Annotated in this window: 17 protein-coding genes; 12 read left to right on the forward strand and 5 right to left on the reverse strand. The window is 60.9% G+C overall.

Annotated features, from left to right (window positions below):
* The first annotated feature begins 1 nt into the window (after position 1).
* On the forward strand, positions 2–2,488 hold the full coding sequence (locus V8192_RS14115) for an FG-GAP-like repeat-containing protein (protein ID WP_341633737.1): 2,487 nt from the start codon (positions 2–4) through the stop codon (positions 2,486–2,488).
* 297 nt (positions 2,489–2,785) lie between these two features.
* Here V8192_RS14115 and V8192_RS14120 read toward each other — a convergent pair whose 3' ends face one another.
* Complete coding sequence (locus V8192_RS14120; protein WP_341633738.1) at positions 2,786–4,147, reverse strand: FG-GAP-like repeat-containing protein; 1,362 nt, start codon at positions 4,145–4,147, stop codon at positions 2,786–2,788.
* Between the two features lie 213 nt (positions 4,148–4,360).
* Complete coding sequence (locus tag V8192_RS14125) at positions 4,361–5,143, reverse strand: outer membrane protein (protein WP_341633739.1); 783 nt, start codon at positions 5,141–5,143, stop codon at positions 4,361–4,363.
* 690 nt (positions 5,144–5,833) lie between these two features.
* On the opposite strand from V8192_RS14125, the gene V8192_RS14130 reads away from it, so the two are divergent.
* Positions 5,834–7,309, forward strand: coding sequence for a glycosyltransferase family 2 protein (locus V8192_RS14130; RefSeq protein ID WP_341633740.1), 1,476 nt, complete (start codon positions 5,834–5,836; stop codon positions 7,307–7,309).
* Between the two features lie 62 nt (positions 7,310–7,371).
* On the opposite strand, the gene V8192_RS14135 is transcribed toward V8192_RS14130, so the two are convergent.
* Positions 7,372–8,094, reverse strand: coding sequence for a hypothetical protein (locus V8192_RS14135; RefSeq protein ID WP_341633741.1), 723 nt, complete (start codon positions 8,092–8,094; stop codon positions 7,372–7,374).
* Between the two features lie 299 nt (positions 8,095–8,393).
* Between V8192_RS14135 and V8192_RS14140 the strand changes: the two genes are divergently transcribed.
* From V8192_RS14140 to V8192_RS14180, 9 genes are read left to right on the forward strand one after another with little or no spacing between them, the layout of a single operon-like run.
* The gene (locus V8192_RS14140; RefSeq protein ID WP_341633742.1) at positions 8,394–10,586 is read left to right on the forward strand and encodes a hypothetical protein; all 2,193 of its coding nucleotides are present in this window, start codon (positions 8,394–8,396) and stop codon (positions 10,584–10,586) included.
* Entirely contained in the window at positions 10,583–12,061 is a 1,479-nt protein-coding gene (locus V8192_RS14145) for a hypothetical protein (protein ID WP_341633743.1), read from the forward strand. The genes V8192_RS14140 and V8192_RS14145 overlap by 4 nt, the downstream gene beginning before the upstream one ends.
* On the forward strand, positions 12,058–13,719 hold the full coding sequence (locus V8192_RS14150; RefSeq protein WP_341633744.1) for a hypothetical protein: 1,662 nt from the start codon (positions 12,058–12,060) through the stop codon (positions 13,717–13,719). The genes V8192_RS14145 and V8192_RS14150 overlap by 4 nt, the downstream gene beginning before the upstream one ends.
* Entirely contained in the window at positions 13,704–14,546 is an 843-nt protein-coding gene (kdsA, locus tag V8192_RS14155; protein WP_341633745.1) for a 3-deoxy-8-phosphooctulonate synthase, read from the forward strand. Before V8192_RS14150 ends, kdsA begins: the two co-directional genes overlap by 16 nt.
* Positions 14,543–15,340: a hypothetical protein gene (locus V8192_RS14160; RefSeq protein ID WP_341633746.1), complete on the forward strand. Its 798-nt coding sequence runs from the start codon at positions 14,543–14,545 to the stop codon at positions 15,338–15,340. The genes kdsA and V8192_RS14160 overlap by 4 nt, the downstream gene beginning before the upstream one ends.
* A 5-nt stretch (positions 15,341–15,345) precedes the next feature.
* Complete coding sequence (locus V8192_RS14165; RefSeq protein WP_341633747.1) at positions 15,346–16,089, forward strand: hypothetical protein; 744 nt, start codon at positions 15,346–15,348, stop codon at positions 16,087–16,089.
* A complete protein-coding gene (locus V8192_RS14170) occupies positions 16,082–17,197 on the forward strand; it encodes a GSCFA domain-containing protein (protein WP_341633748.1) in 1,116 nt (371 codons plus the stop codon). Before V8192_RS14165 ends, V8192_RS14170 begins: the two co-directional genes overlap by 8 nt.
* Before the next feature lie 2 nt (positions 17,198–17,199).
* Complete coding sequence (locus V8192_RS14175; RefSeq protein ID WP_341633749.1) at positions 17,200–18,330, forward strand: NAD-dependent epimerase/dehydratase family protein; 1,131 nt, start codon at positions 17,200–17,202, stop codon at positions 18,328–18,330.
* A complete protein-coding gene (locus V8192_RS14180) occupies positions 18,330–19,340 on the forward strand; it encodes an FkbM family methyltransferase (RefSeq protein WP_341633750.1) in 1,011 nt (336 codons plus the stop codon). Before V8192_RS14175 ends, V8192_RS14180 begins: the two co-directional genes overlap by 1 nt.
* Here the strand turns inward: V8192_RS14180 and V8192_RS14185 are convergent.
* Positions 19,337–20,233 carry a Kdo hydroxylase family protein gene (locus V8192_RS14185; RefSeq protein WP_341633751.1) on the reverse strand — a complete coding sequence of 299 codons (897 nt, stop codon included), beginning with the start codon at positions 20,231–20,233 and terminating at the stop codon, positions 19,337–19,339. The genes V8192_RS14180 and V8192_RS14185 overlap by 4 nt on opposite strands.
* A 148-nt stretch (positions 20,234–20,381) precedes the next feature.
* On the opposite strand from V8192_RS14185, the gene V8192_RS14190 reads away from it, so the two are divergent.
* Positions 20,382–21,632: a right-handed parallel beta-helix repeat-containing protein gene (locus V8192_RS14190; protein ID WP_341633752.1), complete on the forward strand. Its 1,251-nt coding sequence runs from the start codon at positions 20,382–20,384 to the stop codon at positions 21,630–21,632.
* An 8-nt stretch (positions 21,633–21,640) separates the two neighbouring features.
* Here the strand turns inward: V8192_RS14190 and V8192_RS14195 are convergent, their stop codons facing one another.
* Positions 21,641–22,312, reverse strand: coding sequence for an FkbM family methyltransferase (locus V8192_RS14195; RefSeq protein ID WP_341633753.1), 672 nt, complete (start codon positions 22,310–22,312; stop codon positions 21,641–21,643).
* Positions 22,313–22,337 lie beyond the last annotated feature (25 nt).

The following is a 22,337-nucleotide window of genomic DNA, read 5'->3' on the forward strand; positions in this document are numbered from 1 at the left end:
GTTGGCCGATATCCCGGGCGATCTTTCAACGACTTCTACGCTGACGGTCGGCGGCAGCACCACGAACGTGCTCGATGCCAATGGCGACCATGACTGGTTCGCGATCAATCTGGTCGCGGGCCAGCAGGTCACGGCGAGCGTCTTCGGCATCACGCTCGTGGACCCGCTGCTCAACATCCGGGATTCCTCGGGCCAGGTCATCTTTACGAACGACGACATCAAGTCCGGATCCGACCGCAACTCGGAGGTTACCTTCACGCCCACTTCGTCCGGCACCTATTACGTCGACGTTGGCGCCTTCAACAATGCTTACAGCGGAACCTACCAGGTGTCCGTGCAGGCCGGCACTCAGCCGCCGCTTGCGACGATCGACACGCTCGCTGCTTACCTAACCCAGGGCTACTGGGGAGGAAGTTCACATCACTTTGCGGCGAGCCAGGGCGGCACGATCTCCGTCAACATGAGCACCTTGAATGCCGGGGAACAGAACCTTGCCCGGACAGCCCTTCAGGAATGGTCCGATATCATCGGCGTTCATTTCCAGGAGGTGGCGACCGGCGGACAGATTGTGTTCGACGATAGCGAGGACTCAACCGGGAACCCGGTCGCAGCGACGGACGCAAGCTATTCGGGCGGTATCACCAGCTCCGCTCACGTTCATATCTCGAGCTCGTGGGTGACCCGCTACGGCACCAGCCTCAACAGCTATAGTTTCCAGACTTACGTCCATGAGATTGGGCATGCGCTAGGCCTGGGTCACGCCGGCGACTATAACGGCAACGCCACTTATTCGACCGATGCGCTGTTCCAGAACGACGCCTGGTCAACGTCGATCATGTCGTACTTCGACGAGCGGCAGAATACTTATTTCGCAAGCCAGGGGTTCAGCCGCGACTTCGCGGTGACTCCGATGGAAGCGGACATCGTTGCCATGCAAACCCTGTATGGGCTCTCGACCACCACCCATACCGGGAACACGACTTACGGCTTCAACTCGAACGCGGGCGGCGTCTATGATGCCAGCCTGTACCCCAACGTTGCGCTCACAATATTCGACAGTGGCGGCAACGACACGCTCGATTACTCGCGTTCATCCGCCAATCAGCTGATCAATCTCAATCCGGAGACGTTCTCCAACGTCAACGGCAACATCGGCAATCTCAGCATCGGCCGCGGCGTTGTCATCGAAAATGCGATCGGCGGAAGCGGCAGCGATACTATCATCGGCAATTCCGCAGGCAACGTCCTGACCGGCGGGCTGGGAAATGACGTCCTTACAGGGGGTGGCGGGAACGACACATTTCTAGACACGATTGCTGGCCACAACGGCGACAAGATCACGGACTTTACCGTCGGCGACAAAATTGTGTTCAGCGATGCAAGTCTAGGGAGCTTCTCGTTCAGCCTGTCGGGATCGACCCTGACCTACAGCGGCGGTTCGCTCACCTTGTCGAACGCTCCTGGCGGCGCGCTTTCCATGAGCGCGGCCTCGGGCAGTGGGGTCCAACTGAGCCTTGCAGCCGCGATCATGTCTTCGTCATTTTCGGGCCATACCGATTTCAATGGTGACGGCCGTGACGACATTTTGTGGCGCAATGATACGGGCCGCGTGACCGACTGGCTCGGCCAGGCGGGAAGCGGAGGCTTTGTCAGCAATTTCGCCAATGCCGATGCGAATGCCGGGACAGACTGGCACGTCGCTGGCACCGGGGATTTTAACGGCGACGGTCGCAGTGACGTCCTGTGGCGCAACGACAATGGCGATGTCACCGACTGGCTCGGGCAGTCAGGTGGGGGCTTCGTCAGCAATTTCGGCAATGCCTACTATCATATCGACAATAGCTGGCACGTTGCGGGAACCGGCGATTTCAACGGGGACGGCCGCGAGGACATCCTGTGGCGCAATGACAGCGGCAGGGTGACGGACTGGCTCGGCCAGGCGGCAAGCGGCGGTTTCGTCAGCAACTTCGCCAACGCGGATGCCAATGCCGGAACTGACTGGCACATCGTCGGCACGGGGGATTTCAACGGCGACGGGCGCTCGGACATCCTGTGGCGCAACGACAATGGCGATGTCACCGACTGGCTTGGTCAGTCGGGGGGTGGTTTCACAAGCAACTTCGGCAGCGCTTATTACCAGGTCGACAACAGCTGGCATATCGCCGGTACGGGAGACTTTAACGGCGACGGGCGCACGGACATCCTGTGGCGCAATGACAGCGGCCGGGTCACCGACTGGCTCGGCCAGTCCGGAAGTGGCGGCTTCGTCAGCAATTTTGCGAACGCCGATGCCAATGCCGGGCTCGACTGGCATATTTCCGGGACCGGCGACTACAACGGCGATGGCCGAAGCGACATCCTGTGGCGCAACGACAATGGCGATGTGACCGACTGGCTCGGTCAGGCGGGCGGCGGCTTCGTCAGCAACTTTGGCAATGCCTACTACCACATCGATAACAGCTGGCACGTCCAGGAATCGCTCGTCTAGTCTGGGCCGCGAGGCCCGCCGATTGCCTTCCTGACCGGGTGCCCCATGCTGGGCGTTCCGCAGCCGGGCGCTCAGCGGCTGCAGCCCTTGATCGCTCGCGATCGGGAGGCCGACTTGGAGATCGAATATCGCGCCCTTGCGGGATGTGAGGCGAACAGGAGGCTTGGACCGGCGTTCTGATCCGTCCAGGCGATCGATAAGGGTTTGAAGTTCGTCCGGGTGACCGGGCCTAGGCGCGCGGTGCGTCCCGGCGTGCGCGGTTAGCGCTCGCCGGGACTCCCACCTTCGTGATTGCGATCAGATGAGATGGGTCATCGGATCTTGCACGTGCCAGGTGTTATCCACCTGGTAGTAGGCATTGCCAAAGTTGCTGACGAAATTGCCGTTGGCCTGGCCCAGCCAGTTGGTGACGTCCCCGTTGTTGTTGCGCCAGAGGATGTCGTCGATGGAATCGCCATTGAAGTCACCGATCTGGACGATGTGCCAATCGGTTCCTGCGTTAAGGTCGGCATTGGCAAAGTTGGGCGTGAAGCCTCCGGTGCCGTTCGACTGGCCGAGCCAGTCGGTGACGCGGCCGCTGTCGTTGCGCCACAGAATATCGGCGGTGCCATCGCCGTTGAAGTCGCCAGTCCCGACAATGTGCCAAGTGTTGTCGACCTGGTAATAAGCGTTGCCGAAATTGCTTGCGAAACCGCCGCCCGCCTGGCCGAGCCAGTCGGTCACGTCGCCATTGTCGTTGCGCCAGAGGATGTCGCTCATCCCGTCGCCATTGAAGTCGCCGGTGCCAACGATGTGCCAGTCGAGCCCGGCGTTGGAATCGGCATTGGCAAAGTTGCCGGTAAAGCCGCCGCTGCCGTTCGCCTGGCCAAGCCAGTCGGTCACGCGGCCGCTGTCATTGCGCAGGAGAATGTCCTCGTGCCCGTCGCCGTTGAAGTCACCGGTCCCGGCGACGTGCCAGCTATTGTCGAGCTGGTAATAGGCATTGCCGAAGTTGCTCGTGAAATTGCCGCTGGTCTGGCCGAGCCAGTCCGTAATGTCGCCATTGTCATTGCGCCACAGGATGTCGCTTCGGCCATCGCCGTTGAAATCGCCGGTCCCGGCAATGTGCCAGTCGAGGCCGGCATTGAGGTCGGCGTTGGCGAAATTGCCGCTAAGGCCGCTGTTCGCGTTGCCCAGCCAGTCGGTGACCCGGCCGCTGTCATTGCGCCACAGGACGTCGCTCCGGCCGTCCCCGTTGAAGTCATTGTGGGCGACTTCCTGAAGGCGAAGCTCGACGCCTCCTGTATTCATCAGTCGAAGGACAAGGCGACCCGGTCCCACGTCGTCGATCGTAATCGTGCCCCCGACACCATTGTTGTTGTACGTGACCAAGTTCCCGCTCAGTCCGATCGAACCATGGGAAAGATCTAGATCGGTTATCTGAATGCGATCGCCGATCTTGAAGTTCACGATCTCGTCGCCGTTAAAGTTGGCGGCGGTGTCCTGGTAGATATCGGTCCCGATGCCTCCGATGAGAATGTCGCTTCCCGCGCCGCCAGTCAGGATATCGTGCCCGGCGCCGCCATTCAGCGTGTCATTTCCGCCAAGTCCAAAGATCGTGTCGTCGCCGGAAGTGCCGGTAAGTGAATCCGGACCTGCCGTACCTGTGATTGTCCCCATCTTCTCGACCTCGCTCTACCTGCACCGGCAAACACCCCGGGCTCGCACCCAACGGGCGCCGATGTATCCAAGTTCCTTACAGTAAAGACAATTTAATCTGCGAAGGGGCGGCGGCGATGTTCCAATTAGGGACGGGCAGCGGCCGAGGCTTCACTCCAAAGAAAAGGGGCGGACCCGAAGGCCCGCCCCCAAACTTGACGATGTGTATCGGCCTTAGCCGCGTTCGCCACGCTGCGCCGGCGGCGGCGGCGGGGGAGGCGGAGGCGGCGGAGCCGGGCAGGTGTCCGTAGCCGGGATCACCGAACCGTCCGGGCACGTCTGCGTCGCCGGAGGCGGCGGAGGCGGCGGCGGAGGCGGCGGAGGCGGCGGAGCCGCTTCGACACGAGCACCACCGACCAGGACGCCGACGCCGATGAGGCCGGTCAGCGTGTGGGTGTGGTCCTTGTAGTCCGAATAACGACCTTCGGCCTTCACGTAGAACATGTCGGTGATGTTCTGCTCGATGCCGCCACCCCACACGAGCCCACTCGTGTGGAAGTGATGGTAGTAATAGCCCGGGGTCACCGCACCGCCAGGGGTCGTCGTTCCCGGAAGGAACGGTACGAACTCCTTGCGCTGCTCGTTGCGAACCCAGCCGACCTTACCATAGACGAGTGTACCCGGCGCGAACTCGTAGCCGGCGCGGGCAGCAACGCCCCACTCTTCAAAGGTCTTGTGATTGGCAAGCCCAGCACCATCGATCGTGTGGTTCTCGGCCGGAGCCCACCAGAAGGTGCCTTCAGCGCCGAGAACGAAGCTGTTCGCCACGTAGGCGTCGACGCCGACAGCGCCGCCCCAGCCGATCTTCGACTTGCTGTTGCCCTCCGAGTGGAAGCTGCTGACGCCGCCGTCCACTTCGGCCCGGAAGCCGCGGAGACCCTGGGCGTCGGCCTGAGCGGCCGTAAGCCCCATCACCAATGCGAGCGCCGATACTACGCCGGTATGCAATCGCCTCATGTTTGTAACCCCTTTCTACTGAACTTAGATTTTGTTTTTAGAAGTAAACGGCTGGTTAATTCCGAAACTACTCTTTATTTCAAAAGCAGTCTGCGAGTTCCAATAGCAGCACGACGATTATTTCCAAAGCGAAACTGCTCATCACTGAGTGGCCCCAACGGTTCTTCTCCTCGCGTCAGCAGTTTAGCAAACAATCGTGCAGCAAGCGAGACGCAGAATAAGTGAGTCCGGTTCCGTCTGAGCACGCAAATTCGCATTGGTGTGTTGCGGCAGTGCAACATACTCTCAAGTGGCGGGAATCATTGCCGCTCAGCCGTCGACTGAATTAAGGTGAGAAAGGCGATCGCAAGCCGAATCATGGTCGGCTACTGAAGGAGCATGGGGCTCGAGCATCGATCGGCGTGCAGTTGCACTGCTCTTACTCCACAAACCAGAGTGATATGTTCGGATGAGTGAAAGCCTGTGATGGCCACGAGCCATCAAGAAGAGACGTTGCGTCCGAAGTCTCCGACCCGCGGTTCGCAACGAACCTCGAGACGTCGCTCGGCGTCTGCTGCCCTGCGCAGATCTTGGCTGGCGTTGCTGGTTCATGCCGACGCTTTTCGGTTCGATCCGCCAGGCTACGCTAAGGCATTATTCTGGCGCCTGCGCAGACTACGGGTCCGCTCACGCAACCGGCTGGCCGCGCTCATGGGTCGCTCGCCCAATGCCTATGCCTTGTGGATTGCCCGCGTGGAGCCTGGCGTCCATGAGGCCATCCTCGCGAAATGCCCTGCGCGCTCCCCGCTCATCGTTCCGGTGATTGATTGCGGCCGCTCGACCGGGGCTCCCGAACTCACGATCGCCTCGATCGAAAGTTCCCGAGCTCCAGCCCCAATCATCCTGAAGGCGAGCGGTTCGGCAGCGGACAGGGCGAGCGAACTTGCAAGCCTGATCTCTTCTCAAGGAAACTGGCTCTGCATCATCAATGCAGGCGACCGATTGGCAAGGGACGCCATCGACATTTATTCGACCGCCGCTGCGCGTTTCCCGGACAGCTGGATCATCTATGCCGATGATGACCTCATAGGGGAGGGAGGGCGCCGGGAACCGCATTTCAAGCCGGACTGGAATCCCGAACTATTCGAACACCATGACTTCATTACCGGGTCTGCGATCATCCGCTCAACTTCGGACATGCTTGGCGAACTTGCGAACTCGCGATCCGAAGACTGGCAGGCTACGCTCGTCCGGGCGGCGCTGAAGCGCGGTCCGCCGGTTCATTTGCCTGTTGTCCTGCACCACAGAGCAAGCCGGCCGGACCCCTTCGTCCCATCCAAGCCTCCGTTGCTTGCCGCAAAGATCTCGCCGCTCGTTTCCATCATCGTGCCCACTCGTAACCGGCTCTCGTTGCTCCGCACCTGCATTGAGGGAGTGGGACGCACGGCCTACCCCAACGTTGAACTCATCGTCGTCAACAACGACAGCGATGATCCCGAAACCCTAGCCTACTTCGAGGCGCTCAAGTCGGAGGGCGTCAGGATTCTGGATGTCACCGGCGCCTTCAACTTCTCGGCAATGAACAACCTTGCGGCAAAGCACGCGAAAGGCGAATTGCTGTGCTTCCTCAACAATGACGTCGAGGTGATTGACGGCGACTGGCTTTCCCTGCTCGCCCTGCAGGCGATCAGGGAGGATATTGGAGCCGTCGGGGCGCGCCTGCTCTATCCCGACGGAACCGTTCAGCATGCGGGTGTGGTAACGGGTGTGGGCGGTGGAGCTGGCCACGCGCATCGGTATCAGCGAGGTGAAGAGACCGGTTACTTCCTGCGCGATCGCCTGCCGCAGCGAGTGAGCGCTGTGACAGCGGCATGTCTCCTCGTCGGCAAGGACAAGTTTTTTGATGTGGGCGGCTTCAACGAGAGCGATTTTCCGGTCGCGTTCAACGATGTCGACCTGTGTCTTAAGCTGAACGCTCGGGGCTGGCAGTCATTCTATGAGCCGCGCGCGGTGCTGATTCACCATGAATCAAAGTCGAGAGGCAGCGACAGCGCAAAGGAGAACCGTGTCCGATTTGCGAAGGAACTCGCGGCTCTCAAACGTCACTGGAACACGGACCAGCTTCGGGATCCCTATCACCACCCGCAGCTAAGCCCGTTCTGCGAGCGCTTCTACGTCGCTCTCTAGATCAGTGTATCGCGTCAGCCGGCCAGGACCCGGCCCGAGAACCTCGCGCCGGCCAAGCGCCTTCAGGCGACCTGGAGGACCGGCCTGTTGAGCGACTGAAGATAGAGATCGCGCTCGCGCAGCCACAAGTCGGCGAAGTCGCAGTCCTGCCAGGAGTCGAACCAGGGTCCGCCGACCGTGTAGTGGAGAACCCGCGGCGTACTCTCCGGCCTGGGATATTCGCCCACCAGGAAGTTCCATTCGAGGTCGAGCGCGCCGATTGAAGCTGCGTCCTGCACCCACTCGAGACGGTGGAGGTAAGCGGGCGTTGCCGAGTTGACGACCGCAGGCGTGAGAGCCTGCACATCGGGATGGTCGCAGTTGAAAAGCATGAAGGACGACCAGTTCTTCCGCGGATAGGCCGACTGTGCCTTCCCATCCATCTTGATCGAATGGGCAGGGGTATAGTCGTGGTGAACGCAGTAGACCGCCTTGGATGGATCAAGCCCTTCAAACACTTCGCGAACATCGACGGTGAAGAGGAAGTCGCAGTCGCAGAACGCGACCCAGCCCGACTGGGCCGCGAGATAGGGCGTCAGAAATCTTGTGATCGAGAATTCAGTCGAGGCACCCTTGTCGAGTGGGCGGGTGTAAAGCCCAAGTTCCCGGACCGATTCCTGCCGGATCGGAATGACGATCAGGTCCTCATCGGCATGGCGCAGCAGCGAGTGCCTGCAAACCTCCCACGCGATGTCCTCCCTGCTGTCATAGCCGACGAAGATTTTTGCAGTTACCCTGTTGCCCATGAAAACCCCAACCCCGCACCTGCTCGAGCACAACTTCGAACGGCGACTACGCTTGCACTGCTCCGAACGTATTGGCAAGTAATTGATGAGGAGTTTCCGTCCTCCGACAATGCGATCAAAATATTACGGCGCCACAACGCTTTCTCTGTCCAATAGGTTAAATGAAATCTTAATGCGGGCGCCCGGGCATATTCGAGCGATTGGCTATTCCATCGACGGCTGTTGGGATCATGGCTGAACTGCCCTTGCGCCGCTCTTTGCGCGCCATTGCAAGCGGGGGGCGCCGGACTTTGGCCGCAATGAACGGCCGAACGGCGCGCGCAAGACGCCGGAAGGCAGAAAGCCGGCTCGTTGCGAATTCCGGGTTGTTCGACGGCGAATGGTATCTGCGCAACTATCCTGACGTTGCGGAGGCCGGGACCGACCCGCTTCGTCATTTCATGACATGCGGCTGGCAGGAAGGGCGCGATCCAGGCCCCGAATTCGCGACCTCGGCATATCTTCGTGCAAACTCGGACGTAGCAAGGTCGGGCATCAACCCCCTCCTTCATTACATAGAGTTCGGTCACGCAGAGGGGCGGGGGACCTTCGGGCACCGGGTGCTGATCCAAAGCCGCACCTCCCGGAGCTTTGACTTTGCGGGCCCGGCTCCCTGCAGCTCGTTTCCGCGGCGGGAAGAAAGGCCGCGGCCCTGGCTGCGAGCCTACCGCCTCGACCGCGAGCGGCCCGACGCCCTCGAGATCGGAAATGTGCCGCTTGGCTATTGCAGCAAGGGCCCGCTCCGCCGTGAAGTCGAAAGCGGGCTCGAGCTTTTTGAACGGCTCTCGACCTCCGAGCAGCCTGCTTCCCGACGCGCGCCCAAAAAGCTGACAAAGACAGAATTCGAACTGGCTGACGGCTGGTATCTGAACTCGTCCCAGCTGCGAACGCGCTGGACCGGCAAAGTTCGGCAATTCGTGGTTCGGGCGCTTCAGCACGACCCATTGCGCGGCGGCGCGCTCGCGCTCGCGGGCGAGGGCCTTGTTTCATCTCCGCTGGACGTCGTGGATTTCCAGCTGCGAGATGCTTTCTATCCTCTACTTTTCATCTTCTGCGACCTCGATGGAGCCATTCTCGGGTGCCGGTTGCTTGCCTTCCCCTCGCTCTGCCGCGGTGGCGCACATTATCCTGAACTGATCGGCGCTGCCGAAATTGACGCTGGGGCCTTTATCGACCCCCTCTCGTACAGCGAAGCCCTTGCAGGCCGGCTACTCGCGCTGCTCGACGGAGATGCCGAACCTGCTCTCGGGCAGATCAGCTACGAGCCGGTCAGGGCCGACGGCGGTGCCGGGCCCGTGTTGCAGCCTCGCATGCGCGGGTGGCTGGAGAAGATCTTGCGAGTTGCAGTCGAGATTTCCTCGTCAGGTGAAACGCGCAGCCCCTCTTCGCGCGAAGCGCGAGAACTGCTGCGAAAGGGGGCTCTGGGAATTCGCCTCTCTTACGACATGGTGCCGACGATCGCGGCTCTGACTGAACCCCGGTCCGCCAAGGTCGCCAAGGCGGGCGAGGCAATCGTTCCGCTCGTCGTGGCGGGACATGATCCCGCAATGCCGGTCAGTCTCGTCGACGTTCCGCGACACATGACTGCGCTCCTGGACGAGTTCGAGGCGCCGGGCGGCGGAACGTGGCCTCGCCTCGTCGCCGGGAAATCCGCCATCCCTCTCGACTTTCCGCCCGCTGCAATCCGCGCTTGCCGGGATAACGGGCCCGGCGACGCAGAGCTTCTGGTGCCGGTCGCAGATCCTGCCCTGCCAAGTGCATCGAACAGGCGTGAGGCGATTACGTGGGTAGTCGAAGCGAGCGGGTGGCATGAAGGAGATCTCTTTCTCGCCATCCATTCCCTGGGCATGCAAGCAGGCGCTGATCACGACGCTTTGGCTGTCGTGGGGCAAGTGGACCGAGCCACGCTTTCGATGGCCAATGAGCGGTTTGGAGGCCGCGCTGCTCTCTTTCGTGATTTCAAGGCGGCGGGCCTTGGGATCGACACTCCACTCGCCGCCTTCATTGGTTCAGGAACCATGCTTCACGATCCGCGCACGGCGTTGGAGCTATCGCGCCTGCTAGGCCATCAATCCGTCGAGACGGCCTCATGTGTGTTGATCCGCGGCGAAAAGCCCGGGCGGAGCTGGCACACCGCCGGGCTCGACCTTGGCGAGATGGCCGGCAGGATCGATGGCCGGCCAACGGATCATGATGTTCGAGCGCTCGCTGGGCTATTGTGGCGTACAGTCTATCCCGTTGCATCGCCTGTTCGTGACTTGTGGCTCACCCGCGCCGCAAACGTCCGCGCCTGGATCGGGGACCGGACGGGCAAGACGATCGGCGGCTATCATCTGTGCTCGTTCATGGTCACTGCAAGCAATGTCGGATGCGAACGACCTGCGGGGCGGTCCATCGTCGTCCCGCGAGCGCCGTTGGACCATTCGTTGAATGTTCGGGCCAACGCCGGATGAGGCTGACCGTCCTCGTTCCATCCAGGGAATATGAAGCGTCGGCCGGCGCCCGCATCCGCTATGGCCGTATCGCCCCCGACCTTCGGCGCGAAGATGTCGAAATGCGGCTGCTGGACATCGCGCAATTCGATCCGCTCCGCGAAGATTATGATGCGGTCCTCATCAGCAAGTGCCACGATGCCCGATCGATAATCATCGCTGCGATTGCGTCCGGGCAAGGCAAGCTGGTCGGCCTTGATCTCTTCGATGACTATTTCAGTCAAAGCGCGGACAGCAGGCTCACCCGCTACCGCAACTGGCTCTCGCAGCTCATCGGTTCGTGCGATTTTGCTCTCTGCTCGACCGCGGCGATGGCTGAGGTGGTTGCTCGATACAGGCCTGATATCCCAGTTCACACGATGAATGATCCAGCTGCAAAGCAGGAATTCGACCGCCTGCCGCAATTGATCCGGCAAAAGACCGAGACCGCACGGAGCGCGCGGCTTGTCCGCGCCGCCTGGTTCGGCGTTGGCGACAATCCCTATTTCCCCGTCGGACTTGCCGATCTTGCCGCGTACCGCGATCATCTTGCGGAACTGGGCGCCGAGGATTTTCACGTCGAACTCACGGTCCTCACCAACAGGCGCTCCCTCAGCGCCGACGGACTGTCACTTATCGGACAGCTTCCAGTCAGCACCCGAGTGGCGGAGTGGACGCAAGCGGCCGAAGCCCAGCTGCTGCGCGATGCCATGGTCGCATTCCTGCCCGTTAATGCGGGATCTTTCAGCATTGCCAAGTCGCTCAATCGCGCGATTACGGCGCTGTCCTCGGGCACGCAGATCCTGTCTGTCGGCTACCCCTTGTGTGCGGCACTGGAACCGTTGGTTTACCGGGACGCCCGGGAGCTCGCGGAAGACATCGCCACCGGAACGATGCGATTTTCGGATCAAAGCATGGGAGCGTATGGCCGGCTAGTCGAGTGTCTGGCGTCGAGCGAAACTGAAGCTGCGCGACTTGCTGTCTTCCTCAATCACCTCTCGCCCCCCTCCGCGCGTCAGGAGCGGCCGATCAGCCTCATTCACGGGCAATCCACGAGGATCGAAGCTCACCGACTGATCAGGGAAGTTAAGGGTCTGTCGGTTGCAAGCCCCTATTGCTCGGCCGCACTTGATTTCGATGTGATGTTCCGGGGTGCCGGCGCAGCGCTGAAGATGGTGGTTTCCAAGGCGGCAGCGCAGCGCCTTCTTCCTGAGGCGCGCCAGCGCTCGAGGCGCAACGGAGAATTCGTCTCGCTGTTCGATGAAACGGGCGCTTGCGAGATGCAGGGAAAAGCCTTTGACTGGAGGATTGCGCCTGTTCCGTTCCAGCTTGCTACCTATGCCAGTACCATGCAGCGCATCGAGCAAAGACTGACCCAGTCCTTCGGGCCATTGCGAACCATCTTCTCGGAGGTTTCCCCGCTGCCCTTCGGCGCGTCGAAAGCAGCGGCCCAATGAGCTCGCGTCCCTGTGCGATATTCCTCATTCACCTGGTGCAGGATGTGAACGTTCTGCGTCCGCTTGCATTCATGGCGACGCGGGACTTCGGCTTCGATGCATTGCTGCTCGTCTCAACGAAGTTCACGGCCCGCGACACGCTTGGCATCTGGCAGCATGAGATTGAGGAGATTTCCGCGCAGTGCGGTGCGCGAGTGGAATATTTCGACGATGACTGGGAGGTTCAGTCCCACCTCACGGGCCGCGGGCTGCTCTTCAGCGCGAGCGAATCGCACCTGCAAAATCACGCCACAACTCACGACGTCTTCCGCCATGCCCCTCCGGCCTTTCTCAAAGTCACCGTCCAACACGGTTTTGAATGCGTCGGCTTTCGTCACAGCGCCGATCACGAGCGCGCTCACGGCAAAAGCGCGCTGTTTGCAGCTGACATCGTCTGTTCCTGGACGAGCGCCGACCGATTGCCGTCCATGGCTCCCTCGCAGCTTCGGAAGCTGCTGGTGACAGGCCCAACGACGGTGCTGCAGTTGCCGGAGAGCCCTCTTGCAAAGGCGCCTGGGGCGCCAGGGATCGTGTGCGAGAACCTCCATTCGGTGCGCTTTAGCGGGACCACCGATTTCAAATCGGAATTTGTCGCCGTGTTCGACGCTTTCTCGAGGCGCATGAGGAAGAGAAAGAGAGATGTCCGGCTCCGGGCGCATCCCGGAGGACAATATTTCCTCAGGAACAGCCTGGCCGTTCCCTCGAACGTCAAGGTCGAGAACGCCCCGATGTACCGCCTCGACCTTCGACAGTTTTCCTACGGCATCTCCGCGCCTTCGACGGTCCTCGTCGACATGTTGCTGGCGCGGATACCGACCGCCGTTTGGCGGGACAGTGCCGGAACCATGGACACAAGCAGCTACGAGGGTCTCGCAATCGTCTCCTCGGCCCGGGATTGGGAGAAGTTTGCGCTCGCCGCCGAAGCTCATCCCGAGCCTTTCATCGCCGCCCAGGAGAAGTTCCTCGAGGATTCAGGAATGATCCTTGATCCTCACGATGTCTTCTCCCGCTTCGCGCAATTGTTCGAGGCCGCCGCGAGGATGGATGTTCGAAAGCCAGGATCCGTGGCCGAGCGACAGCGGCTGCTGTTCATCACGAACGGCGGGAGAACCGGCCTTCAGGACGAATTTGAAAGGGTGCTTGCGCCCTTGATCGCCCGCGGCGAGGTCACGACCATGGTGATGACCGCCCCGGACCTTGAGGCGTCGGGAGGGAAACGCAACGCGCCGCGGCTTTGCCTCGATCTCGACAGGGCTAATCCCTCGGTGATCGTCATTTGCGATTATCGGGGACCGGCTGCCCAGAGGATCATCGAATGGGCTCGCGGCCAGGATGTGCCCGTTATCACCAGCGGGAATGCCGATGCACCAAATGGGGGCGGCAAGATCTTGTCCAATCCCGCCGAGGACCGGCCTTGGCCTCTGGACCTATTGGTCAACAATGTGGATGAGCGGCTCGCGATCAGCCGGCGGACCCTCCCAAAAGCGAAGCAATCCGATAGTCCTGAGCGCCGCCGCGAGCAGCTGCTGGATTTGCTTCAAAGGGCCCAGGAAGTTGTCCGCGAGCAACGGGATCAGGCTTACAAGAACAGGAAAGTGCAAGTTTGCCACATACAGTAACATTACAGGGCGGCGTCACCTTCGCGAACGACCGTCCGTTCGTTCTCATTGGCGGCATGAACGTGATCGAGGACGAGGACACGGTCATGGCCGTCGCCTCGAGGTTCGTTGCTATCTGCACGGAGCTGGAGATTCCTTACGTATTCAAGGCTTCATTCGACAAGGCAAACCGGTCTTCGATAAAGTCCTTCCGCGGGCCGGGGCTCGAAAGGGGCCTGGAGATACTCGCCGCGGTCAAGGAGCGGTTCGGCGTGCCGGTCCTGACCGACGTCCACGAACCCTACCAGGCGGCTCCGGTTGCCAAGGTCGTCGATATCCTGCAGCTGCCGGCATTCCTTGCGCGGCAGACAGACCTCGTATCGGCGCTGGCCGAGACGGGCCGCCCCATCAACATCAAGAAGCCGCAGTTCCTCGCACCGCAGGAAATGCAGCACATCATCAACAAATGCCGGGAGGCGGGGAACAGCCAGGTCATCCTGTGCGAGCGCGGCTCGAGCTTCGGCTACAACAACCTGGTCGTCGATATGTTGGGCATGGACCTCATGAAAGACATGGCGCCGGTGGTCTTTGACGCGACGCACGCTCTCCAGAAGCCCGGCGGCCGAAGTGAAAGCGCCGGCGGTCGCCGCGCGCAGGCAACCGCACTTGCAAGGTCAGGAATGGCGCTTGGGATTGCCGGGCTCTTCCTCGAAGCTCACCCCGACCCGGACAAGGCCCTGTGCGATGGCCCGTGCGCGTTGCCGCTCGATGCCCTGCGACCCTATCTAGAGCAGATGAAGGCCGTGGATCGGCTCGTGAAGAGCTTCTCGCCGATCGTAACCGGATGAGCTTCTTCTCTCAGATACGGGGCCTCATCCGACCGCCGGAGCCCGCCGGAGGATCCCGGATTGCCGTCTTTGGCGACAGCCATACGGCCGCCCTCATCAGCGCTAAGGACTTTCCGGAGCGCAAGGGCGACTATGAACATATCCGAATCTATCGTCTTCTGAAGGAGAAGGATGGAAAGGCGGTCGGGGATTCGACCCTTGAGGACTTCTGCAGCGACATCCGTAGTTTCCGACCTGACGACCTGGTTTTCTCCGCCGTAGGCGGCAACCAATATGCGGTCATCAGCACCGTGCGCGATCCCATCAGCTACGACTTCATGAGTTCTCCCGATGACCGCATCTCTCCTGGAGCAGAACTCGTCCCGTTCCGGACCGTGGCGGGATATATTTCGAAGGGAGTTCGGGGCGCCATCGGCCCGGTCCTGAAGCAAATCCGCGAAGCGACCAGCGCTAGGGTGTTCCATCTGGCGCCGCCGCCGCCAAAAAAAGACAACAAGTTCATCAGGACCCATTTCGAAAGCCGCTTCGCCGACCTTGGAATTGAGAACATGGGGCCAACCCCTGCCGGCCTCCGGCTGAAGTGCTGGCAGGTCCAGCTCGATTGCCTTGGCGAGCTTTGCGGGGAACTGGGTATCACGCTCGTGAGGCCGCCAGGCCGCGGAGTCACTCCCGAGGGATATCTCGCGCCGCGCTACTACGCCAAAGACGTAACCCATGCGAACCGGCGCTACGGCGAGATCGTGCTGAGGCAGATGCTGGAGCTCGCGGCCGGGCAGGGCGAAGCGGAGGCCTGACCACCTTGGCACGGGCGATCGTCATCGGTCACAGTCATTGCGAGGCCATTGCGCAGGCTCTCGCCGAGGCGCCGGATTCCTATGGCGCGATTTCGGTCTACCGCCTGCAGGACAAGCGCCCGAGCGAACATTCGATTTCGCTCAGCGAGGCGTGCGAGCTTGCTGCCAATGCTTCGCCCGAGGACCGCATTTTCCTCTCAGTCCTGCACGGCTACCATAATCTGCTGGGCCTCGTGCGTTCGGGAGAGGCGTTCGACTTCTTTCTCCACGCGGGCGAGAGGCCCGATCCGGACGCCAAGGTCCGGGTCCCGCACCGGGCAATTGTCAGCGCTTTCGAAGCCCAGTTCGCCGATGTCGACAAGATCCGTACCCTCATAACTTGCGCGTCCTGTCCCATCTTTGTCCTGAGCGCGCCGCCGCCCAAGTGGAGTAACGAGTTCATTCTCGAGCGATTTATGAGGCCGAAGAACCGGGTATACCGGAACAAGGTTGTTGAGGACTTTGGAGTGGAAAAGGCGGAGAGCCGATTGAAGCTTTGGCTATTGGAAGAGCGCCTCATGGCCGAATGGGCCGATTCATTGGGAATGCGGTTCTTGCCGGCTCCACGTGCTGCGTTCGACGATCGCGGATTTCTCAAGGAAATATATTATGATGACGATGTCACCCATGCCAATTCAGGCTACGGGGCGCTCGTTCTTCGTCAGATAGCGGAAATTTTCGAAAGTCACCCCCGGGTTCTCAATGACTGATCACCCTTACAAGAGCGCACCGGCGCACACATCCTGGCGCCGTTCCGTCGGCAGCGTCGAGCCGCGCGAGATCGACCCCGTGGTCGATCTCGGGATCAAGATTGACCGCAATACAAGAGTGGCAACTGCCGGAAGCTGTTTTGCCCAGCACATTGCCCGTTACCTCCGGCAGGGCGGCTACAATTATTTCTTGGCAGAGACGGGACATCCGGTGCTTCCCGAAGGTGTCCGTCTCGCGAACAATTACGGGCTCTTTTCCGCCCGTTACGGCAACATCTATACCTCGCGTCAGCTCCTGCAGCTGTTCGAGCGGGCCCACGGGCTGTTCCAGCCTGCAGAAGATTGCTGGCAATCGGCTCCTGACGTCTTTCTCGATCCATTCAGGCCGACTGCACAGCCTGGCGGGTTCATCTCGGAACTTGAGATGCGGCTCGACCGGGATCAGCATCTCACTGCCGTCCGCCGCATGTTCAAGAAGCTGGACGTGTTTGTCTTCACGCTGGGATTGACCGAATGCTGGGTTTCCCGAGAGGACGGCGCGGTGTTTCCCGTGTGTCCGGGCGTCTCCGGCGGCGTGTTCGACAAAGACAGGCATGTTTTCTGCAACGAGACGGTCGACGACGTCGTCAGCGAAATGTCGGCCTTTCTCATGCACCTCGCGCGCGTCAACCCGGGCGCCCAAGTCATCCTCACCGTTTCGCCCGTTCCGCTTGCGGCGACCGCCCGCACCGACCAGCACGTCCTAACTGCGACGACATATTCAAAGTCGGTGCTGCGCGTCGCCGCCGAAATGCTGACATCGCGCTTTCCCCACGTGCATTATTTCCCGTCCTACGAGATCATTACGGGAGCCTTCTCGCGCGGTGCCTATTACGCGGAAGATCTTCGGAACGTGCTCGAGAACGGAGTGGAGCACGTAATGGAGCTCTTCCTGAAGCACGTCGCTGGCGAAAACGCCGAAACGCCGAGCCGGCCCGATTCCGCTCCTTCTCCTGGCGCTGCGAGCAAGGCTGCGAACGACCACCGCGAGCTCGCGGCACATCTGGTCCAGGTTGAATGCGATGAAGCCGGCCTTGACCCGGAGCAGAAGGCCGCTTCCGGACAATAGCAGTGACGGATATCCTCATCACCGGCGGAGCCGGATTCATCGGCACGCATCTGACGCGTGCGGCCCTGGCGGCCGGTCACCGCGTCCGGATTCTCGATAATCTCTCGGCCCAGGTTCATGGTGAAGGGGCCAGATACGAGCCTCCGGCCGGTGCCGAGTTCCTTCGCGGCGACATCAACCTGCGCCAGGACGTCGAACGCGCGCTTGAGGGCATCACGACCATCGTGCACCTCGCCGCCGAAACCGGGACGGGCCAGTCGATGTACGAGATCGACCGCTACTACCGGGTGAATGTCCAGGGCACGGCGCTGCTCCTCGATATCCTCGCAAACGCCAGCCACTCAGCTGAAAACTTCATCCTGGCATCGAGCCGTTCCGTGTACGGAGAGGGAGCCTATATCTGCCGGACCTGCGATCCTGCAGGTGTCCGCCGCTATCCCGGAGGGCGGACGCAGCAGCAGCTGGCCGAACAGCAATGGACGCCTTCCTGCCCAGAGTGCGGCGGCGTCATTGAGCCTGCTGCAACGAGGGAGGATGACCGGCTTGCGCCGGCTTCGGTGTATGCTGCGACAAAGCTCGCTCAGGAAGATCTCGTGCGGGTGATTTGCGGTGCGCTCGGCATTTCGCACTCTATCCTCCGGCTGCAGAACGTGTTCGGGGAGGGACAGTCACTGCGCAATCCCTACACGGGGATATTGTCGATCTTCTCCACGAGAATTCGCCTCGGCCTGTCGCTCCCGGTCTTCGAAGACGGGCTGGAGACGCGCGACTTCGTTCACGTCGAGGATGTCGCGACCGCGATCCTCCGGTGCATCGATCAGCCCCAGCGCGGCGGGGTGACGCTCAACGTCGGCTCGGGCACTGCCGCTTCGATCATGGCGGTTGCGCACATGCTGCAGCAAATCATGAACTCTGCCATAGAACCGGAGGTCACCGGCCAGTACCGCGTGGGGGATATCCGGCACAACTTCGCCGACGTCTCGCGGCTCGAGGCCGTCACGGGGTTCAGGCCCGCCATATCCCTCGAAACCGGAATGAGGCGATTTGTCGCCTGGGTGGCAGACCAGCCCGTTCCCCAAGACCTGCTCGACCATGCAAATGCCGAGCTCAAGGCCCGGAAGTTGATGGCATGATGCGTAGGTTTCCAGTCCCAAGGTTTCTGAGGCGCGTCGCGCAGGAAGCTGCTCCACCGGCAACAGCGGAGCAATCGAAGCCGCAAAGCGCTTCCGAGGCGAATACGGGCCGCGTTCAGACCAAGTGGCTCGACATGGAATTCGCCGACGTCGAGGTGAGGGGTCAGCGAATGCGATTCGCAACGACCGGCTCATCCAGCAAGAAGAGGCTTCGCACCCTCTTGTCGAAAGAACCGATCACGCTCGCGTGGATCGATACGTTTGCGGAAGGCGAGACCTTGTACGACGTTGGCGCCAACGTCGGCATGTACACGATCTACGCGGCAGTCATGCGCAAGGCGTTCGTCCATGCATTTGAACCCGAAGCGCTCAACTACGCCGAGCTCAACAAGAACATCTATCTCAACGATCTCCACGGCCGGGTCCTTGGATACTGCGTTGCGCTCAGTGACGTAGACAAGCTGGACAGGCTGCTGCTCAGCGATTTCGGCCTCGGCATCTCGTACCATGATTTCCAGGAAAACAGCTGGAAGGAGGACAAGGCGTTCGCCCATGACTGGCATGTCAGCAGGGACAATCGCCGCGTTCAGGGCTGCGTGGGCCACCGGCTAGACACGCTCGTTGCGGAGGGTCTGCCTGCACCTCACCATATCAAGATCGATGTGGACGGTCTCGAGCATCGCGTCGTCGAGGGAATGATCGAAACGCTTTCCAGTCCCGGTCTCAAGACCGTGCTCATCGAGATCAACTTTGATGACCCGCGAAACCTGGCGATCGTGGAACGGCTCACGAAGCTCGGCTGGCGCTATTCCTGGCAGCAGCTTCGCATCAACCGCGAGGTGAAGTTCACTGTCGAGAAGATCAAATCCTATCAGGAGCGCGGCGTCGGCGGGCTGAACTACATCTTCTACAAGGACCCGAAATACGACGAAATCTTCGCTCGTCTGTTTGACGCCTATACGCCAGGCCAGCCTCTCGACGTTTCGGAGCTTGTGAAGACGGCGCCCTAGGCGCGGCGCCGGAATGCCGCGCCGGCCCTGCTGAGAAGTGAGGTACGGGCAGGAGGCGAGGGTGGCTCCGCCCGGAGCCGGTCAATGAACGAGAGATAGTGACGCGAAGGATCCTTCATCGATTCCTTCTTCACTGAGAAGTCGATCGACAATGCCCTCCGTCCATAGAAGATCTGGTGGGAAACCTGGCGGCTGTCGACGATCCAGATGTCGCCCGGAGCGAAATAGGCGACATGATGTGGCTGGTCGTCCCACCATTGCTGAGGTGAGCTGCCGAAGAGAGAGAAACTAAGATCTTTCCACAAGTCGGCGCGGCTCTTCTCGCGGAGGTCCTCGGAGGGAAATCTGCCCTTAAGCTTTTCCACCAGGTCATCAGCCGTCCAGCTCGTCTGCCAGATGCGCGGCTGGTTATCGAGGTTGATGAACATTCGGGCGAAATGCTCGTCTCGTTCCTCGGCGTAGACATCGAGGTGCATGTTCTCGTTCATCAGCGTGTTGAGGCGCCAGACGACCTTGCGTTTTTCGAAAGAATATTCGGCAAAAATCGAACGGTATGCCGGGAGCAGAGCCCCGTAGATCGCCTCGAACTGCTCGCAGAGCGTATCGATCAGTGGGCCCTCGAGGCCCCGCTGTGAAAGGGACTCGCGGTGGAGCTTCACCGTAACCCGATTGTCGTCCTGAAGAGATCCGCCGAACTTCCTCAGTGCCGGATATTTGTTGGTGTCGAGCCCGGCCCAGAACTCATGGTCGATCTTGGCCCTGAGGTTCGGGAAGGTCACGACCTTTCCCTGTTCGAACTCCGGCACATAGCTTCGAGCCGTCGCCGCCGAGGTCACTTCAGGGGCGTCGACGAAATAGTTCGGCAGGTTCGGATTGATGAAGAGGTTTGCCAAATACGTGCCCCCGGCAGGTCTTGTCCGTTCCTTAGCGGATGCAATTGATCGGACAAGGAAATGTCGCCCTCGTGAGCTTCTTCGTGGCCCGGTCGTTCAGGCTTTTAGGGGACTTTGATACCCGGTGGTTTGAAAGGTCAGAAATGTGATGCTGGGGCGCCGCGAATTCCTGATCAGCGCACTTGGCGCAAGCGCCGCGGGGGCAGTCGCGCTCAAATCGGGTGCTGTTCGAACCTCCGGCGGCTCCGCGGTCGATCCCCGGTCGCATGGAGCCCGGGGAAATGGAGCTTCCAACGATTTAGAAGCGCTGAACAGGGCCTTTGCCGAAGCCCTGAGGTCTGGCCGTCCGATCGATGGCGGGAACGCCGTATTCGCCGTCGCCGGCGCTCTTCGCGTGACGAGGGGGCAGGCGCCTCGGATCAAGTCGCTGCGTCTGAGGCAGATCTCGCCGGCGAACGGTGTCAGCACCCTTCATTTCGAAAAATGCGAAGCCATCCAGATCGACGGTCTCGAAATCGATCTGGGTCGAGCTGCGCGCACCGGTGACATGAATTCGACCTTTGGCCTTTGGATCGAGGGCGGCTCCAATCACGAAGTGAGGAACGTCGAAGCCTTCGGCGATGGCAAGAACAGTCTCATCGCCATTTGGGCAACTTCAGGGAGCAGGTACGAGAATCTTGTCGTGAGAGATGCGCATTTCGACGATGCAGCAGCAACCGACGATGTCATGCAGGGCATCTGGTTATACGGCAACCGGGATTGCATCCTTCACAACCCCGTCGTCTCCGACCTCACCGGCAACGCTTCCTACGTCGGGCGCAGGTTCGCCAATCTGCGAACGCGTGGCATTGCACTTAGCAAGAACAGGCGGGTCACCATCATCGGGCCGAAGATTCGAAACGTAGACCAGGGCATCGACGTCACGGGTTCTGATGGCAACTTGCAATGCGTGATCAATGGTGGCCACAGCTCCGATTGCGGTTCGGTGGGGGTGAAGTTCGCGAACAGCGCCGTGGGCTGCAAGGTTGTGGGACACGTTGCCCAGAGGTGCGGGATGTACGGATTCATGGCCTCGGGACCAGCCGAGGCAAATCTCCCGTTCAAGACGCAGGACTGCACTTTCCTCGACTGCACGTCGCTCGACACCGGCTATAATCACATTTCGTTTCCCGCGCCGTCGGGCTTCATCATCCGGCGCGGCGATTATGACCTCGATTTTCCAAAGCGCATTCGCTTCGTCCGCTGCCGTGCGATCGACAGGCAGAAGGTGAGGACGATGAAATTCGGCTTCTACTCGGAGGTTCCGGCGACCCTCCGGCCCGAGGATGGCAACGAGCTCGTGGGTTGCACGAGCGAGGGGCACGCGAGGGCGTCGCGGTCGGGGGCTTGGCGATCCTGAAGTCTTGATCAGAAGGTGTAGAGCCGGTCCTTGCCCATGATCGGCGCCTCCGGGTGCAGCCGCATTCCAAGCCGCTCGAGAAAGGCCGACGCCTCGTTTCTGGGGCGGCCGAAATGGAGTTCCTCGTTTCCGTTCTGCTCGACCAGCACCAGTGGCCGGAACTCCTCGATCGACTGCCTCGCCCCCTCGAGCACCGGCAGTTCAAAGCCCTCGACGTCAATCTTGATGAAGGAGAGCTCCCCAAGATGGAGACTGTCGATCGGCCGCACGGGGATTGGCCCGACCCTGTGCGTCTTTGGCACCTCCCGATCGGGCGCGACATGCGACAATTGGCCGTGATGCGGATAATGGGAAAGATAGACCTCTCCCTCGCTCGGACCTGCGGCAACATTCAGGACCGTCACGTTCTCAAGGTCGGCCGTGTTGCGGCGAAGGAACTCGAACGTCGTCGGAACAGCTTCAAGTGCGACGACGTGGGCAAACTTGCGGGCGAGATAAACCGACACGGCTCCGACGTGGGCGCCGACGTCGAGGGCCGTCCCAAAAGCCGGGCTGAGCGCGATGCATTTGGCGACCTTGCTGACGTCGAGATCGGGCAGACCTTCAAACTCGGCGTAGCGCTCAAAAACCCGGGCGTCGGACTCCGGGACCCACAGGCCGTGACATTGAATGCCTTCCATGCGGCAGCCTAAACACGATGGCCGC

This window comes from Sphingomonas agri (genome assembly GCF_038148795.1).
Classification (GTDB): Bacteria; Pseudomonadota; Alphaproteobacteria; order Sphingomonadales; family Sphingomonadaceae; genus Sphingomicrobium; species Sphingomicrobium agri.